The sequence below is a fragment of the Stenotrophomonas bentonitica genome, from assembly GCF_013185915.1.
GTDB lineage: Bacteria > Pseudomonadota > Gammaproteobacteria > Xanthomonadales > Xanthomonadaceae > Stenotrophomonas > Stenotrophomonas bentonitica.
The window spans coordinates 327,372-343,879 of the sequence record NZ_JAAZUH010000001.1; the positions used below are offsets into that span (position 1 = coordinate 327,372).

The 16,508-nt window shown below is 61.5% G+C and carries 15 protein-coding genes; all 15 read right to left on the bottom strand.

What is annotated here, in order from left to right:
- Positions 1-146: 146 nt before the first annotated feature.
- Positions 147-4,802, bottom strand: a complete 4,656-nt coding sequence (locus HGB51_RS01440) for a hypothetical protein (RefSeq protein WP_070206153.1) — start codon at positions 4,800-4,802, stop codon at positions 147-149.
- A gap of 341 nt (positions 4,803-5,143) precedes the next feature.
- Entirely contained in the window at positions 5,144-5,647 is a 504-nt protein-coding gene (locus HGB51_RS01445) for a hypothetical protein (protein WP_070206154.1), read from the bottom strand.
- A gap of 442 nt (positions 5,648-6,089) precedes the next feature.
- Positions 6,090-6,683, bottom strand: a complete 594-nt coding sequence (locus HGB51_RS01450; RefSeq protein ID WP_141738940.1) for a hypothetical protein — start codon at positions 6,681-6,683, stop codon at positions 6,090-6,092.
- 20 nt (positions 6,684-6,703) lie between these two features.
- The gene (locus HGB51_RS01455; protein ID WP_070206156.1) at positions 6,704-7,438 is read right to left on the bottom strand and encodes a hypothetical protein; all 735 of its coding nucleotides are present in this window, start codon (positions 7,436-7,438) and stop codon (positions 6,704-6,706) included.
- A gap of 160 nt (positions 7,439-7,598) precedes the next feature.
- On the bottom strand, positions 7,599-7,973 hold the full coding sequence (locus HGB51_RS01460; protein WP_141738941.1) for a hypothetical protein: 375 nt from the start codon (positions 7,971-7,973) through the stop codon (positions 7,599-7,601).
- Between the two features lie 158 nt (positions 7,974-8,131).
- A complete protein-coding gene (locus HGB51_RS01465; protein WP_070206158.1) occupies positions 8,132-9,832 on the bottom strand; it encodes a serine hydrolase domain-containing protein in 1,701 nt (566 codons plus the stop codon).
- Positions 9,833-9,896: 64 nt separating this feature from the next.
- Positions 9,897-10,418 carry a hypothetical protein gene (locus HGB51_RS01470; protein ID WP_141738942.1) on the bottom strand — a complete coding sequence of 174 codons (522 nt, stop codon included), beginning with the start codon at positions 10,416-10,418 and terminating at the stop codon, positions 9,897-9,899.
- Positions 10,419-10,518: 100 nt separating this feature from the next.
- Positions 10,519-10,962, bottom strand: a complete 444-nt coding sequence (locus tag HGB51_RS01475; protein ID WP_141738943.1) for a hypothetical protein — start codon at positions 10,960-10,962, stop codon at positions 10,519-10,521.
- The gene (locus HGB51_RS01480; RefSeq protein WP_070206161.1) at positions 10,929-11,585 is read right to left on the bottom strand and encodes an NAD-dependent epimerase/dehydratase family protein; all 657 of its coding nucleotides are present in this window, start codon (positions 11,583-11,585) and stop codon (positions 10,929-10,931) included. The genes HGB51_RS01475 and HGB51_RS01480 overlap by 34 nt, the downstream gene beginning before the upstream one ends.
- 179 nt (positions 11,586-11,764) lie before the next feature.
- On the bottom strand, positions 11,765-12,502 hold the full coding sequence (locus HGB51_RS01485) for a hypothetical protein (RefSeq protein ID WP_141738944.1): 738 nt from the start codon (positions 12,500-12,502) through the stop codon (positions 11,765-11,767).
- A 63-nt stretch (positions 12,503-12,565) separates the two neighbouring features.
- Entirely contained in the window at positions 12,566-12,985 is a 420-nt protein-coding gene (locus HGB51_RS01490) for a lysozyme inhibitor LprI family protein (RefSeq protein ID WP_246233391.1), read from the bottom strand.
- 259 nt (positions 12,986-13,244) lie between these two features.
- Complete coding sequence (locus HGB51_RS01495; RefSeq protein WP_070206164.1) at positions 13,245-13,667, bottom strand: BLUF domain-containing protein; 423 nt, start codon at positions 13,665-13,667, stop codon at positions 13,245-13,247.
- Positions 13,668-14,139: 472 nt separating this feature from the next.
- Positions 14,140-15,042 (bottom strand): manganese catalase family protein, encoded by a 903-nt coding sequence (locus tag HGB51_RS01505; protein ID WP_070206165.1) that lies wholly within the window; start codon positions 15,040-15,042, stop codon positions 14,140-14,142.
- 54 nt (positions 15,043-15,096) lie between these two features.
- On the bottom strand, positions 15,097-15,606 hold the full coding sequence (locus HGB51_RS01510; RefSeq protein ID WP_070206166.1) for a ferritin-like domain-containing protein: 510 nt from the start codon (positions 15,604-15,606) through the stop codon (positions 15,097-15,099).
- 208 nt (positions 15,607-15,814) lie between these two features.
- On the bottom strand, positions 15,815-16,135 hold the full coding sequence (locus HGB51_RS01515) for a hypothetical protein (RefSeq protein WP_141738945.1): 321 nt from the start codon (positions 16,133-16,135) through the stop codon (positions 15,815-15,817).
- Between the last annotated feature and the right edge of the window lie 373 nt (positions 16,136-16,508).

The following is a 16,508-nucleotide window of genomic DNA, read 5'->3' on the forward strand; positions in this document are numbered from 1 at the left end:
CCGGGCCACTTCGTTCGTAACATAATATACATTATGCGAAATACAGTATCCGTCGCTTTCTAGCGGCCGTCTGCCCTCAGGAACTCGTTCTCGTCCAGCGCCACCGTAGACGCCAACGTCTTGCCGCCGGCCTCCAGCGTGTGAACTCAGTCCCGTCGCGACAATCGCCACGGCCAAACGCGCTCTTCGGTGTTACGACCGAGGAACTTACGCTCCAGGTGCAGGTGTGTGCTCTCGGCACCGTGCTTCCACTTCGGCTGCGTGACGGCCCACTGCCGTCGCTTGATGGCCTTCAACGCCTCCGAGTTCGGGCTGGCCTCGGCTTCCGATGCCAGCCACATAAGCGCGCGACGGTCGGCGCATTGCCAGAACAAGACCCAGGCCGAGTACGCCTTCTCGCGGTCTTCCAGCCGCCAGTACTCCCGCCACCAGTGCCTCGCGCAAGCTTCGTGGTGACGCAACCGCGCCGAGCGGCGCGCCACGTCTTCGGCCCAAGACGTCGACGGCCCTTCGGCCCACGCGTCAGCCGTGGGCAATTGGTTGTCGCTCCGGAATCCGGCAAGCGTAGCCCCCCGCTGCTGTCGCCACGGCAACGGCGAGGCAGCGTCGCGCGCGATGTGATCTTCAAGCCAATCCCGGTGACCGTTGATCTGAGCCACCAGCGCGATCTCGTAGAGCTCTGCGTCGGTGCTAGCCTCCTCCAGCGATAGCAACGCGTCGCGAGCCGCGACGACGGCAGGTGACTCGGGTGCCCGGAAAAGCGCGTGCATCAACTCCGGCACGCCGGCACGCCCTACGATCCGGGTGAACATTGCGCGGGTCAGGGCGTTTCGCAGGCTGACGCCGCGGGACGGGTCCAGCTCCAGCAAGCCTTCGCACACGGCCAGGAACAAGCCCTCGGCCTGCTGCACGCGACGCCGAAAATCGTTGCTGAGACCCTCGTGGCCTTCGATCCAGCGGCGAACCACCTCCGGCGCATGCCGACACAGCGCCAAGCCGTCCTCACGGGTTACGAATTGCAGGTAAAGGCTCGCGCCTTCCTTGCGGGCCTGCTTGATGGCCTTCTCCGTCTGTTCACTAGCTCGCTCCTGCGCTGCCGCTTGGGCGTCGCTGTCAAACATGTCTCGGAAGGCTTCGGGTGAGCGCGGTTCCAGCGGCGCCGGAGGCCGAACCGAAAGCCAAGGTGGAGAGGTCGTGTCATCATCGCGCTCGACAGTCAGGCGAGCGCCGACCTCGAAGACGCCCGGCGGACCCTTCGCAAGAATCGTGTCTAGGTGCTCAGCAGCCACCCGAACTTCAGAGGCGTCACCCCCGCGTGCCCGCACAGCTTCCAACAAGCGCCACGGGGCCAATCGACTGGCTACTTCATCAAATGCATGCGACTTGGTGACCTCCATCAGTGCGCCGGTGGCGGCATGCGCCGCCATGGCATCCGTCCCGGGTACGAAGCTCGAGCCTTGGCGCTCGAGGTCCTGACCGAGCCGCTTGGCGTCTGCGCTCTCCAAGATCATGAAAGCTAGCCGGACATCCATGGGGTCGTCCGACGTAGTGAGTTGAACGACCCACGCCCACGCGGAGTCGCTGAGCACCGGCGGTGCCGTGACGAGGACGACCACTAGATCACGCTGCTGCTTCTGACTGCCATTTCCGAAGCGTTCGATCAGCTCATCGACCTGCTGCGTCGTGAGTGGCAAAAGGTTGTCTGTGATCGACTGAGGAATGTGCAGCAAGTCCGCCTGGATGACGAGACTGGCCTGAGCGAGAGCGTCCAGGTCCAGCAGTTCTGCCTGAATCCATTCCGACGCTGCTAGAGTTTCCTCACCCTCATGGGATTCGCGTCCGACCTCGCGCATGGCACGCGCCGCGCCCGCTTCCTCCTGCCCGTACAAGAGCAACGCACGGTTGATTTCCCAGGATCGGGGCGCGCGCAGACTCGCAGCCGCAGGGGTTCGGGCGAGTTGGCGACGTAGCGCGGCCAGAGCGTGCGGCGCGCAGCGCGCCATGACCGCCTGCATCTTCCGGAAATCGTTGTCTTGCGCGGTCAGGTTACGCCCGGTGAACAAGCTCACAGTCTCAATCGCCTCGGCCGCTTCGGCGATTTCATCGCAGAAGGCAGGGGTCGGTACGAAGCTCGGATCGGTCCACATCGCCTCGCAGCGTTGGGCGCGCACGCGCAGCGGTAGCGACTTGTCGTTGAGAACGTCCAGCGCATGCCGGCGCTCGAGGCTGAAGATGCTGCGTACCGGATCGGCGAGATAGTCGTCGTTGTAGTTAAAGTTGCGACCCAATGACACCTCCATGGCGTTAGCGGCCTCGTCATCCTTGCGGTCGCCATTAAGATAGAGCAACAGCTCGGCCACGCGGCGATTGAGCTGTTCGGCGATCCCAGGCTCCGGCACTCGTTGCAGCATATCGGCCGCCGCAGCCCTAGCGGAGGTCGCGACGGCCTCGGGATCCACCGGGTTGAGCAAGCAGGCCCAACGCAACTGGTTCCACCCGGTATGGTTGAAGGAGGTCGAGGCCGCAACGGCCGCCACGCGGAAGACCGGCAGCGCGAGCGCGAGGGGATAGCCCTCCAGCAGCGCTGGCACGTGCTCGTTCCACTGCCCTTCGTCCCGGTCGACAACGCGCATGGCCTCCCCCAGCACCGTCAGCTCGCCCGCGGCATCCATTCCTAGCCGACTGAGCATGCGCTCTCGTCGGTGTCCTTCGGCTTGCGGCTCGGCCTTGTGGCGAACGTCTACGTCGCGAGAGATCAGCCGAAACCAGTCATGAGCCCGCGCCAGTACGGCCTGCCGCACGCGCACGTTAGCCCGATCCACCCCACGCAATGCGGCCACGGCGATCTGCTGGCAATAGCCGTGAGTGTAGCGATTGGACAGCTCGATCGCGTCGAGCAGGCCCTCGGGCAATTCCGGTGCCAGCGCTTTGGCGTCGCGCACGTGGGCTTCGGCGAGGTTCTGCGTTTGCAAACACGCTGCTACCAGGACACCCAGGAGGGAGCCGGCGTACTGTGACTGCAAGGCTATGGCGACAGCGGCCTGAAGGATGTCGGCCCGCTGATCCAGTCCGGAAATGGGGTCGAGCCACCTATCCAGTTCGGACTGCAGCGATTGACGATCTGCTGTCTGCGCCGTCGCCAACAGGAAAACGACCGTCGTGCCCAAGGCGTGCGCCATGAACTCCGCCGTAAGCTCCACCTTGTGATCGAGCCGAGGCAGAATCAACGGCGACCCCATTACCGCGCTCAAGCGTCGATATTTCGCAGGGCTGTCCAGCGTGTCATCGGCGGCCAGCGCGCTCAGCTCCTGCACGGTGAACACTCGTTGGCCGGACCGGATCTTCTCGCCCGCCGCCACGAGCCACTGTTCCCACTGTGCGGCGGAGAACTCGTGGCTCATGGAGACCCCGGCAGTGTCGCGTCCGTATTCCCACAGCAACCGATGGGGGGTGACGGCGTCTCCTTCCACCAGCTTGTCCCGAAATCGAACCACCAACGCAAACAACCGAGGATTGCGGGCCAACGCATGGAGTTCGGGGTGGAGATCACATCGGGAGAGCCCATGCTTCGCGAGAATCTGATCGAACTCCCCGCCGTCGCGGTCGTCGTAATCCTTGACTGGGATTGACACTGCGCGGTCTTGCAATCCCGCGAGCCGGTGCAGATACGTTTCGAAATGATGAGTCCTGGTTGTGGCGATTGCGCGGATCCGACCTCGGAACCGCTCCGATTGCAGTTGAGCGAACAGCTCTAGCCACTGCACGCTCGCTTGCTGGTTCAGTCCGTCAAACACGACCAGCAGCGCACTCCCCTCCTCGGCCGGACGTTCCAGCATGCGTTCCAAACGCGCGCGCCAGTGCGTGGAGTCGCGGACCTGCGTCAACTCTTGGAGGCGATCGGCGAGGAAGTCCTTGACAGCGGAGGCCGATCCCATGGCCTGCCCGGCTCCGGGAACAGCGGAGGCAGGGATGAGCAGGACCGGCGGCAGGACGTCGGCGCGCTGGATCAGCCAATCGGCGACGGCCCACGTCTTGCCCACGCCAAACTGACCGCAGAGGCAAACGGGAGAGCCCGCTGCTGGCGGCGACTCCCACCATGCCTCTAGTTCATGCAGGACCTGCACGCGATGCACCAACGGGGTTTTCCCGCCGGTGACCACCTGGCCGAAGTGCGCACGCGATTCGTAGGGATTGGTCCAGATCGCGGTCAATCGATCCCGCGACAGGCGTCGTAGCGTCTCCGTGCCGATCTGCCACGCCGCCGTGTCGCGCCGCAGGCGCTCCAGGGTGGAATCGACCGCCGGACGCAGTCGACGCGCGATCTTCCCCGCCTCGACGCCGAGATACTGGGTTACGGCGTCCGGGTTCAAGGCGAACAAGGCGGCGAGCAGTGGGGTCTCGTGCGCCTTCCAATCGATCACGAGCAACGGCACGCCAAGGCGGTGCGCTTTCGCGAAAAGTGATGCCTCCAACTGCTCGGGTACGTCGCGGGTCGCCGCCAAGACCCACACTTCCAGCCCGGGATCGCGAGCAATCGCGTCGTCGAGTTCGCCCTGGAGCTCCCGCGCGCTCAGCGAGGTGGTGTCCTTGTAGCGTTTGCACTCGATGCGAAGCGCTCGCTGCTGGCGTCCGCTCGTACCGGCGTCGCCACCGTTCTGGAAGCCCGACTTAGCGACCGCGACGCTCGTACCGAGCAACTCGCCCATCAGCGATGCCACCAGATGCTCGAACTTAGTAGGCGGGTCAACACCCTGTGCAAACGCCCGGAGGCTCTCGAGATCTTGCGGGTCGAACAATGCCATGGATGGGTCTCCGGCTCGCCACAAAGTGCGGTCCGCCGCCGATGATCGCCAGCGGCGGACCGCGGATGCGCTACTAGGGATTGCGCTTGCTTGGCAGGAATTTTACCGTAGTTGACGGTGCGCTCCGGAAAAGCTTCTTGTTTCGCGAGCTCCCTTGTGATCAATTTTCGGTCGACTGCAGGGATCGCCGCCGGGGGGGAACTCCTCGTGCGGAGTCTTCGCTACATGCTTCCGCAGTAGCTTGGTCTGCCTGCAGGGACACCCTTCGACTGGCAGGCGTCTACGCTACCCAGGGCTATGCTCTTCTTGCCCGGCTTGGTGACTGCCCGCCGGGCCACAAGTCAGCCCTGCCGAGGCCGGACTGGAAGCGCATCGCACGCCGGTGTTTTCTGCGGATTGATGCTCTTCATGGCCTGGTGAACCTGGCGCTGCGCCCTGCACATGGATGTCTGGAACTGCTCGGGGGTCACGCGCGTAAGTGCGTATCGCACCCTTGAATTCTCGAAGTCGGCGGTGGGTGCAAGCACGTAGTATCCCCCTTCCTCGAAATCCATCACCTGTTCACTCAGGGAGTAGTGCATCCCATTGAAGTACGTGAGGAACAGCGTATTGCGCCCTGCGGGCACTTGGACCTCGTAGCCCATAGCATTGGGGCCGCGCACACCCTTTCCATTGACCTTGGATATGATCGCCCCAGGCTCACCCATGTGGTTGATGGCACTCACCACATGCGCGACAGGCACGCCGGGTGGCGCAACCCGGACCATCGAATAGTCAAGCTTGCAGGAAGCCAGCACGCACAGAAGCAGCGCGGTAAGTGCGCGAACGAACGATTTCAGGACCATGAATCTTCCTTGACGGGTGCCGGTCCCCACCGACCTTGTTTGCGGAGCATATCGAAATTCGCATAGGCCGAACACTGTGCCGCGTCAAGGACCTGCAACGACCCGCTCTGCAACGCCCACATCGACAGCCCAAGCGGGGCATGCGCGGCATAAGCTACAGAAAATCCCTGCCTTGGGTCGGCAGCCGACATTGCCACGCTACCGGGCTTTCGGTCTCGGCCCGGGGTCCGCTACCGGTCAGAAGCAAAGGCTACACTCATACTCTCCAGACTTTGCTGCCTTCGGGTACGTCTGACTCATCTAGTCCAGGTAGGTAGACCATCAATTTGAACCCGCCCGGTCGAAAGTGCTCATAACGAAGTTCTGCCCTTGCGGGCAATCGGGTTGAACGCACAGGTTTGAGCCCGGAACCTCCAAGGTTGCCGCAGAGCCTTCGGCCATACTAGCAGTTGGTCTTCCAGGTGGTTGAGACGAACTGGAACTGTTCGGCGCTCTGGCGCCAATCCATCTCCTTGTCCACCTCCCGGAGCCGGGGCGGTACGCCTGTCGGTCGAATGTAGGTCTGCAGATTGGCACGCCTGCCAACCCAGCCGGGTTGAAGCGGTACGACACGCCATGCCTCCCCGCCGACGGAATCGTACTGCACGTACGGCGAGGCCGGCCGGCCCATGTCGTACCAGGTGCTGCAGAACATGTAGGTAGCCACAACCGACCACGTCGATGAAGCCCGGTCGTAATCCATGACGACCGGAATCAGGCCCGACCGCCATACGGGCGGCTTGGCATAGCCGTCCAGCTGGGGGATCCGTATCGTTGTCTCCTCGGGGATCCAACCGGTTGCACGCATTGCAATGTCGCGCGTGATGCGCCCCTTCGCGGTGCGTTCGACCTCGATCAGCCGGTCGTCGGAGAGTCGCACTTCCTCTTTCCACGACTCACTCATCCGACTGCAACCGACCGTCGCCAGGACCAGCGTGCACAGCAGCGTCTGACGAAGAACGGGCACCAAGGCGATGGTCGCCACTGCAATCTTCATGCTGGATGCTCCAATCATTGTCAGGGGGCAGTGGTAGCGCTTTGACATGATACGTCTGCCAACGACGCTTCCAGCAAGTTGACATAGGTGTCCAGTCTTATCCGCATGCCCACCAGCATCCAGCCGAGTACAAACAACAGAACCATGGTGGCAATCAGCATGCCCGAGACAAGATTCACATCGAATGCAGCCGCCCAGTCGCCCCACTTCCAGTTGCGGAACTGAAGATAGAGCGCCACCAGCATGGGAAACGGCCCAAGCTTCTGCAGGCCGCCGTACATCAGGCCCATTCGTTCCGTCATGCTTTGACGCAGGTTGTTGGCGAAGCGGAGGCGCTGCTCGCGTTGGTGGCGAGGAAACTCCCTGAGCCTGGCAACCAGGTCCCCCCAGTAGGCGAAGTCGCCGTCCATCTCATCTGCGTGGGTCTGCCGGGGCTTGATGTACTGCCGCCCTTCCCTCTTAAGCATCAGGGCGAAAGACAGTAGAAGACCTGATACTTCGACCAGGAGGCAGGCCTTCAGGATGAGCAGCATCGATTCAGCAGGAATGACCACTCCTGCCAAGGCCCCTATCACAAGCCCGATTCCGGTCGCGCCCACCCCGACCCACATGGCTGACTTCTCAAGGCGCGAAGGCTTCGGGTAGATACCTTGGGTGGCATATCCTTGCACCTGTTCAAACAGCCAGGAAAAGGTCAGGTGCCTTGCGTCCGCCCTACCCTGCGCTTCGTCTCCACTACCTACCTGCATGTCCATTGCGGCAACCCTTGAAGTGTTCGGGGCGTGTGGGGAAATGTTTGCCATCTTCGGCGGTGCTTGGCTTACACGCTAGGCAGTGGGCTGATGCTGACCTTTCACACGCCATTGGCTGATCAGCGCTGGCTACAGTCGCGCCCCCGCCTGTTGCCACTACGCTCTAGCGAAGCCGGTTGTAGTAGTTCCCTGCGAAATCTATCTGAACGTTCTCGTGACTGTCGTACTCGAACCGAACATCGAGGCTTGATTTAGGTCCTCGCCCAACCTCCTCAAGCGCCTGCAAAGCAGCTCCCTCAATTTCGGAAGCAAGTCCCGTCTCCTGGGCGCTAGCAGCTTGTGTGTTCGATTGGAAGAAAACGAACACGCCAAAGCTATTTGTTGCACGTGAGTACAGTACAAATACCTGATGGACCCCCCGAGATCCGAACCGGGTCACGATCTGTCTACGGACATCAGCCAACCCCTGATCGGCCTTCTTCATTGCCGCTTTGGCCCGCGCAAAATCTTCTGGAGAAGGAACGCTGTTCTTACTCATCGCTCTGCCTGCCAGGCCTCTTAACCCATCCGTGGAAGTACTTCATCTTGACCGAATTTCTGACTGCAGAAACTGGCGCCGATCCCATTGGGCTAGTTGGCAGATCATAGCCACAATCGATTCGGCCGTATACGGCGCTTATCGGATTGGACAAATCGTTACGGGCCGGTGGGGGTCAGTTGGCGGTTCGTACGGACCTTCCGAAAGGGAAGCTCATGCAACCCGTCGGGCGCAATCGCCAGACCGTTCACGCGACCGCTGTTGTCCCGCTTGAAGACCACCAGAGTGCTTTGCATCTGCGGCAGGTCCTGCGCTTCAAAGACGTCCGTCGCACGTGGTTGCAGGGTTGCTGCAAGGTGCGACAAGCCGCGCAGTGTCATCTTCAACTGCTTGCCATCGAACGTGACGTCGTAGCTCGCGAGTAGCTCGTCGCTGGTGAAACGTCCTTGATACTCACCGGGAGTCGTTACGATCGAGTCTGACTTGGACACGCGCTCCCATTCCACCGCATTGCCGTAGCTGCGACGCGTTATCCGCTCAGGATGCTTGTCATCAAGCTGATAGGTGTACGGCCCCATCACGAACTCGGCACCGTCCAGTCTGGCCTTGGTTGGGAACGTCCATAGTGCCAGCTGGCCATTGTCGATGCGGCGATAAACTCCGTTGCGCGCCGAAAGGTCATCTGACCCTTGGGCTGGACCTGTCTCTCGCGCCGGGGCGTCCGCGGGCAGGAAGAGGTCGACAAGGTCGTACGGGTCGACGTTGTCTGCATCGCTGTTGCACACGTAGGACACCGAAAGGTCGGCCTCCGGGTAACGCGCCACCCAGGCCATGTAGTTGCCGTTGTAGCCGCCGTGTTTAACTTCGTGGAAGCCACGATACTTGCCGACGAACTCACCGCGCGCGTAGTCGGTGACGAAGCCGTTGCTCAGCGTGGCTCGTTCCTCCAGTTGGGCGGTCAGCTCTGGGCCATATGCGTTGCGCGACAAGGCGGTGTTCCAGCGCTGCAGGTCGCCAGCGGTGGTCAGTAGGTTGCCGTGGCCATACGTGTTTCGATCCGTCAGAGACTGTACAAAGCGCGGCGGTTGGCCATCGTGGGCCGGTTCCTGCATCACGTAGCCGTAGGCGCGCTTGTCCACAAGCTGCTGGCTGTCGACCTCCCACTGGGTACGCGTCATGCCGGCAGGCTGGAAGAGTCGTTCGCGGCTGAAGTCCTGGAGGCTCCGCCCGGTAACTCGCTCAACGATGATCGCCAACAGGACGTAGCCCGTGTTGCTGTACGAATACGACTCGCCGGGTGCATGGTTCAACGACTGAAGCCGCGACGCGTAGTCCAGGATATCCTGGTTGCGTTGCGGCAATGCATCCCGCCCGACCAACCAATCGGTGTATCGAAAGTCGCGCAAGCCGCTTGTGTGGCTGAGCAGGTTGTCGATCGATATTGGCCTTCGCTGCGCCGGGAGCTCGGGCAAATACTTGCGAATGTCATCTCCAAGGGAAAGCTTCCCTTCGTTGGCCAGCAGCAGCACGGCGGCGGCGGTGAACTGCTTGCTTGCCGACGCGATGTTGAACACGCTGTCGACCTCCAGGGCGACATTGCGTTCAAGGTCTGCCTGACCGTAGGCACGCAGCAGGTCGACGTTCTTCGAATGCACTCCGAGTACGCAGCCTGGAGTCTTGTCTAAGACGCCCTGCATCATGATCTTGTCGACCGCATTGACGACTTCCGGTGAGGGCTCAATGGCAACCGGGTTCGCAGTCGCAGTGGAGACGCAGCCGCCGAACAGCAGGGAAAGGGCCAGGCCACCTACGGCTACCCTACCCTGCCTTCCGTCGCGACTGCTTACCTGCATATCCATTGCGGTATCCCTTCGAGTGCGTGGCGGGGGCGCTGCTTCACTTTGAGTCGTATTGAACGCGGGCTCAAGTGATCCAGGTGGAACGTATGTCACGGATCACCCATTCTCCCTTGATCTTGGCCAGGTGGATCTCCCAGCCTGCGCCGCACCTGTAGCTGCAGGTGCGGCCGAGATTGACCACAGCCGTGGTCAATGACGGGTACGTCGGAAGACTGAGCGTGATCACACCAGTGGCATCTGGATATGCAGCATAGAAGTTTCCCCAACCGCCTACGAGCGTGGTGTTCGTTTTGCCGTGATAAGGCCTGCTGAAGAGGTCCTTAAGCTTGCGCGAGTCAACAATCTCAACCTTGGCGCAGGCAAGTTCGTCCGGGAAGTTCTCGAGGCTCCGGCTGCTGCGACTCTGGTTCTCATCGCTGGGCTTGGAATCCAATACGACCGGACTGCGTGCTTCACACGCTCTTTTCATCACAGCGCGAAGAACGGCAATGTCGTTTGCTTTTTCGAACGCCGCCGGCGCCTGGAATGCGGATGGCGGATCAACGACCTCGAGGGGCACCTGAAGCGGCTTGGTCTTTGGGCCCATGAACGCCAGGAGGACCATAGCTGCAACGAGAATGGCAGATATGGCGACAATGCGACCCCAGCGAAGGCGCGCTGGTAACACCAAGGGCCTGCGGGCGCTTCTAACGTCCACTCTTGAATTCCCAATCGCTGACACTGAAAGGATTGATAACCAGAACGGTAGCGTCCGGATTCAGGTGCGCACCGTGGTCTTCGGCGATCCGGCCTCGTACGGTCACCATCGCTTCAACGACGCATAGATATGGCTTATCTTCAGATTCGCAGAGCGCCTTCCGCGCTGCGTTGAAGTCATCGACCGAGGCTTCGCGCTCCGGCACTCGGAACCCAATGTCCAGCATGCCATGGCGGCAACCGGGATCAGTCAAAAACTCAAAGTGCATTGAATCAGTGGTGTAGCTTGCGGTGACAGTCACCACCTTGCCCAGATAGAGTTCTGGACGTTCGCGAATGGCGCAGATCGAGGCGCTTTCTTGAAGCTCCTGGGCCTCCTTACTGCTCTCAAACCTACCTCTTAATGCCCGGCCAAGGCGTTGATCTCCGCGCACTCAACAGCCGCCGGGGGCTGCGCTTGCGATGCCAGCGCGATCATAGCTCGGCCGATGGCCTCGTTGCTCGTCACCATCGAGGGGGCCATGTGCTCGGCCACCTTCATCAGCGGTCCACCCAGGAGGTAAAGGGGCTTCAGCGCGCCGTGGCGGGTTCCGGTATGTTCGACCGGCCGTACCCCGCCCGGTCGGAGCATCACGGTACGTATGGGCAGTGCCCCAAGTGCCTGCTCGGTTTCGCCCTTGATCCGCAGCGGCATGACCCGGCTGGTTGGGTCGGCGTAGGCACCCGACACGTAAAGGAAGCAACCCGCTGGGTTTGCCTTGGCCCAGGCTCGCGCGACCGCGAGGGTGGCCTCCAGCGTGACATGCCGGTACTCCGTTTCGGGCGTGCCAACCGGGGGCGCGCCCGCGCAGTAGAAGCAGGCGTCGAAGCCTGAAAGGCGGTCGGCAATCGATGAGGCCTGCATGAAGTCAGAGAGGGCGATTTCGTCCTTTCCCGGGCCGGCATCGTCCGGTTTGCGGACCAGTGCCGCCATCCGGTCGACCGCCGTGGACGCCTCGCAGGCGCGTACCACGCCCTGCCCCACCAGCCCGGTTGCACCGGTCACCAGAACTTTCATGATCGAACCCTCTGCGGTATTGCGAAAACGCAACTGAAACTATCACCCGCACCGGGTGATGGAAATTGCGCCTCATCATTAGGAGAGTGGAGCTTCAGCCAGCGTAGGCCACGAGCGTGTCTCCATGAGAAAGCGGATGGCTTGAACCACGGCAGGTGCACGCCTCGCGCGCCCGTCCCCTAGAATTCCGCTTCCTTGCTGGCAGGCTGCAGCACCTGCTTCCCCCGATCATTGCCGATGCTCAGGGACCCTATCCCGCCCGCCAGCCCATGCGCCCTCGCGACCGAAGAATAATCGACAAAGAAATCGGGCTTGCGCCATTGCGCGGAAATCGACTCACGGCTGCCGCCCTGATCGTTGTTCCAGGCCACCGCCTCCTGCGAAACGGGCGAACCGAACTTGCGCTTCAGCAGCTCCATCACGCGCGGCTGCGCCTCGAACCCCGTAGTGTTAAAGCGCAAGGCAATCACACGCAAGTCGTGCAGCAGAACCAAGCCGCCCGCACCTTCCAGGGAAAGGGTGTCGCCTGCGCCCGCGCCGATCGCCATGCCGATGGGCGCGACCCACGCCGGGAACTCATCCGTGGCAAAGAACAGGTAACCGTACTCGCCGGGTCCGAACTCGGTATTGCCCACGGCCAGGTTTGTCGTGCCGGGCGCCACGCACAGCCCTGTTGCTGGCGGAGTGACCTTCAGCGGCTCTGGCGGCGGGGTCGTCAGCCTCTCGAACCTCCTGGTCCCCAACCAATTTTTGGTCTCGCGGGCAGGCGGAGCTGGCATGGCTAGTTCGCAAAACGGCAGCGCTAACGGCGCCCCCACCTTGATGCCGAATACGTCAGGTTCCGCCGCAGATACCGAGACGGGAGAAGCAATGGTCAGTACAACGAAAAGCGAACTGGCGGCTGCAATAAAACGCATGGGGCTGTCATCCAAGCTGGATAATGATTGGGGCGGAGGTGTGTCCCGGTTGCGACTTTGTGGCTAATGATCGTTCGCGACCGCGAGATATTCTTCGAGAACATTGGCGCGCTCGCAGAGACGAAAAATCTCGTTCTGCATGACCTGAAAGCTGCTCACGGTTTCGCTGCCGTAGAGTGACGACTCAAACGCACCGCTGGTGTTGTGGGAATCGAGCCACGCGCGCTCGGCGCGGATCAGATTTTCCTTGGCTGTGTCACGCTGCGTGCTGAGCAGTGCCTTGTAGGCGCCATTCAATCGAACGTCCTGGCGTTCCTTCTCTCCAGATTGGCATGCAGCAAGTGCGATGCCGTCTGATCCCGCATTTTCAACGCAAGCGTAGAACAGGTTCGTAATGCCTGGAGGCGCTTGACGCTTGATGACCTGGGTGGTGCTTTCGTTCGCCTGGGCGCCAGAGCCGTACATGAAGAATGCAAGGCTCAAGGTGATAATTCTGGTTGTAGCTTTCATGCGGTGTCGGCCTCAGTGTATCCAGGGGCGGCATCGGCTTTCCGTTGCCAGTGTCCCGGTAGTCTACCTTCCAGACAAGGTCCGCGTCGTGAGTGCCCTTGTCGCGCCACCCGAGCCCGCTGGGCCTACATCGATCCGCGCCAGCCGCAACTCATCCGGTCGATCATGACGCCCACCCTGCCCTCTGGCTCCCTCCCTGAGACGCGGAGTCGCGAGACAAGAGCCTGCCGGTTTAGTTGAGGTGCGGCGCAACAAGCTGCCTAAGTTTGTCCACGCCCGTAGCGCGCTGACTTGCCGGATGATGGCTCTGCACCAGGGCAGCCCATTCAGCCCTTGTGGCTTCAGCGAGATCGGACTGATCGACAGGAATCCAATGCATTGACCAGAACGGGAAGCGTCTGGCTCCTGTCATCGCACGCCCCAACTCCATAACCTCGAAGTGGCTCGTCGCGTTGCGTATCCGGCGATAGGCGGACGCTACTCCGTCAGCGGGGCCCTCAAGGTACTGGAGAAAAACAGCTCCATCACACAACAGAACGCCGGTTACTCCCGCCATGGAATTGTGCGCAGCGGCGTCGCGGACGAGTTCGTCGATCTCATCTCTACCAAGGCCGGGAACCAGCTGACTCACATAGGCGATTGCATGAACCGGCACTCTCTTTTCCTCTATATATGCAGCCTGCAGGTCCGAGCATACGATGGCGTCGGTTAATGGATGGTGGAAGCGTGGTGATCTTCACTCGTCCTGCGCCCAACGCGCCAATGCGATAACCATCCCATTTGATCCCATGAATCCACTGCTCGCCCTTCGGGGGCACGTCGCCTGGCTTGGCCAGCTGGGGCTAGAAGGGCCCTGCGGCAGGCTCTGCCGCCACTGCTGCAGGCAGTGCCAACGCTGGTCAAACTGCGCGACATGGCCACCCCCATACTCCCCCTTGGGAATCTCGCCCGCTGCCCGGCTGGCAACGCCTTGCCGGGCTCGGGTTCCTTGGTCTGGTCAAAGCGGCGTTTGCGGCGGTATTCGACCAAGGACATTGCGGCGACCTACTTGCCCAGGCGCTGCCGCACCGCCGCAGCTGTCGGCCACGGTTGTATCCTCACTTCGTGGTCATTGAAGACAACATGGCTCATGGCTCCCGGGCCGGACTCTTCGTTGCACCCGCGCCTTCGCCGGCGGCCAGTTCGGCGCCCGTAAGTGGATCTTCTTCCGGGTCCGAAAGCGTGCGCAAGCTGACTGCCTCCAACGCCAGCTTCTCGCGCTCAGATAGCCCGACCGAGTAGCCTCCTTCACCGCCGTCCAATGCAGCCTGCGCATCGCGATCGCTGACCTGCTCCCAGAGATCACCACTGTTCCAGCTTCCCGTGACGTCGCCTTCGCCCTGGGACATGTCCATGTAGAGATCAGTGAAAGCCGGATCGCCGGGCATCTTGCCGGGCGGGAAGTTGGGGCGAATGCTGTAAAGCGCCTTCTCAAACGATTTCTGATGCGCGATCTCGCGGGTCATCAGGAAGCGCAGGGCGTCTTTGATGCCGGGATCGTCGGTGACGTTGATGAGGCGTTCGTAGACAATCTTGGCACGGGCCTCTGCGGCGATGTTCGAGCGTAGATCCGCAGTGGGCTCACCGATGGAGTCGATATACGCCGCATTCCAAGGCACGCCGCTGGAGTTCACGAGCGCAGGGCCGCCCCCGTAGAGGATCTGCTGCGTGTGGCTGGTGCTGTTACCACCCAGGTTACGCATGTCCTCGACTTCGGCCATGCCCTCGGACTGGACGGCCTTGGGCCCTTGGTTGAGCATGGCAATGATGGTGCCGATGATTTCCAGGTGGCTGATTTCTTCGGTGGCGATATCGAACAGGAGATCCTTCCGCCCCGGATCGGTCTCCCCCAGCGCCTGGGTGAAGTAGCGCATCGCAGCGGCCAACTCCCCTTGGGGGCCGCCAAACTGTTCCAGCATCAGGGTTGCAAGGGCCGGATCAGAGCGCTCGACCCGGACGGTGTACATGAGCTTTTTGTGGTGCAGAAACATGGTGTGGTCCTCTGGCGTTGGCTGGGACGAAATCCCGGATTTCGATAAGGTCTACTATTTCTTGGCTTCCACGCCCGGCGTGGCGTCGCGGACCATGAACTCTTCCGTGACTTCCGGCAGGTGCGCAGCCAACCACTCGGCCATCGCCTCTTCCTGCACCAGGATCTCCTCGCAGACGCGGGCCGTTTCTGCATCTCCGGCCGTCTTCGCGGCGGCAATAAGGGCGGTGTAGGAGGCGATTTCGAAGTGTTCGAATACATACCCCGCCATCGCGCCCTTGACGATCTCGTCGGAGGCGGTCATTCCACCAACCGCCTGACCGAATGCGGCCATCTTTCCCATCACATCTTTGATCGTGGAGGGAGAGCCACCCAAGCGTTTGATGCAGCCTTCCAACAGCTCGCGCTGCCCGATGGTTTCTTGAATGTGTTCCTCAATGCGGGCCTTGAGCACCGGGTAGTGCTCGATGCGCGATGCCTGCCCTTTCAGCATGGTTTCGGCCTGTTGCTCCATCGCGTGTGCATCGCGCAGCCAATCCAACAAGTTCTCTTTGATTTCTGCCATGTGAATCTCCTCCGTGGGTGTAGTCCAGACCCTACGGTGTCATCCATGTGGACGAGGCGAACCTATCGTGAAGAAGTGGAGATAGACTTCCCCGATTTGCACAGATGTTTTTCACAATGCCGTGGAACTGCGACATCGCCTACGGCACCGGCGTCCATGAAGGTCTCCATCCGGGGCGGCGACTCCGCCGCCCCGGTCGGCGTAACCGTCATCCAGGCAGGCCCAGCTTCCAGTTACCGCCGGTCTTCTCGAATCGGACCAGGACCTTGGAGAGCGCCTCGGGTGACGGATCGGCGGCAAGCACCATCACCCCTGGCCCGGTGCCCAGGTACATGCGCCTTCCCGGCTCAATGCCCAGATCGCGGATCCAAAGCCCCCTCGCCTTCAGACAGGGAACGGTTGGGCATCCTGGGTACGTTTCGAGACCTTCGTGGTGAAACGCGTTGATGATCAGGCTCTGCGGTGCGCGCCAGAAGCGCTTGCGGAAGGCGCGTTCGTCGGGGGTCAGCGTGGACCAGTCGTCGTGCATCATGGTTCTCCTGTGTGTTCTCCCTCGCCGGAATGGCGAGGGAGTCGGGAGGTTCAGAACCGTGATGTGGATACGGTGCGACGCTTTTCCGCGAGGGTGTTGTATTGCGCCACCCTCCCGACACAGATTGGTCACCATGCAATTCCACATCGGGTTCTGACACCCAAGACACACCATGCGACCGGCGTAAGAGTACTGGAAATCGAATTCCTCTATTGCCATTGCTGCTTGTCAGCGCGGCAGCAAAAAAGATGTCGCGAACACATCAGTTTGAGACAATTTGTGTGCCAGCGCGCATTTACCACGGTACCAGATCGCACTTTCGGATGACGAGGCCCTGCGAAAATTCATCTACGGGTTTCGTTCCACCCTG

What these genes read in the sequence shown, in the direction of transcription:
- HGB51_RS01480 (WP_070206161.1), bottom strand. Translation starts at nt 11,585, where the DNA reads ATGAAAGTTCTGGTGACCGGTGCAACCGGGCTGGTGGGGCAGGGCGTG.
- HGB51_RS01455 (WP_070206156.1), bottom strand. Translation starts at nt 7,438, where the DNA reads ATGGACATGCAGGTAGGTAGTGGAGACGAAGCGCAGGGTAGGGCGGAC.
- HGB51_RS01450 (WP_141738940.1), bottom strand. Translation starts at nt 6,683, where the DNA reads ATGAAGATTGCAGTGGCGACCATCGCCTTGGTGCCCGTTCTTCGTCAG.
- HGB51_RS01465 (WP_070206158.1), bottom strand. Translation starts at nt 9,832, where the DNA reads ATGGATATGCAGGTAAGCAGTCGCGACGGAAGGCAGGGTAGGGTAGCC.
- HGB51_RS01485 (WP_141738944.1), bottom strand. Translation starts at nt 12,502, where the DNA reads ATGCGTTTTATTGCAGCCGCCAGTTCGCTTTTCGTTGTACTGACCATT.
- HGB51_RS01460 (WP_141738941.1), bottom strand. Translation starts at nt 7,973, where the DNA reads ATGAGTAAGAACAGCGTTCCTTCTCCAGAAGATTTTGCGCGGGCCAAA.
- HGB51_RS01440 (WP_070206153.1), bottom strand. Translation starts at nt 4,802, where the DNA reads ATGGCATTGTTCGACCCGCAAGATCTCGAGAGCCTCCGGGCGTTTGCA.
- HGB51_RS01470 (WP_141738942.1), bottom strand. Translation starts at nt 10,418, where the DNA reads ATGGGCCCAAAGACCAAGCCGCTTCAGGTGCCCCTCGAGGTCGTTGAT.
- HGB51_RS01445 (WP_070206154.1), bottom strand. Translation starts at nt 5,647, where the DNA reads ATGGTCCTGAAATCGTTCGTTCGCGCACTTACCGCGCTGCTTCTGTGC.
- HGB51_RS01515 (WP_141738945.1), bottom strand. Translation starts at nt 16,135, where the DNA reads ATGCACGACGACTGGTCCACGCTGACCCCCGACGAACGCGCCTTCCGC.
- HGB51_RS01510 (WP_070206166.1), bottom strand. Translation starts at nt 15,606, where the DNA reads ATGGCAGAAATCAAAGAGAACTTGTTGGATTGGCTGCGCGATGCACAC.
- HGB51_RS01505 (WP_070206165.1), bottom strand. Translation starts at nt 15,042, where the DNA reads ATGTTTCTGCACCACAAAAAGCTCATGTACACCGTCCGGGTCGAGCGC.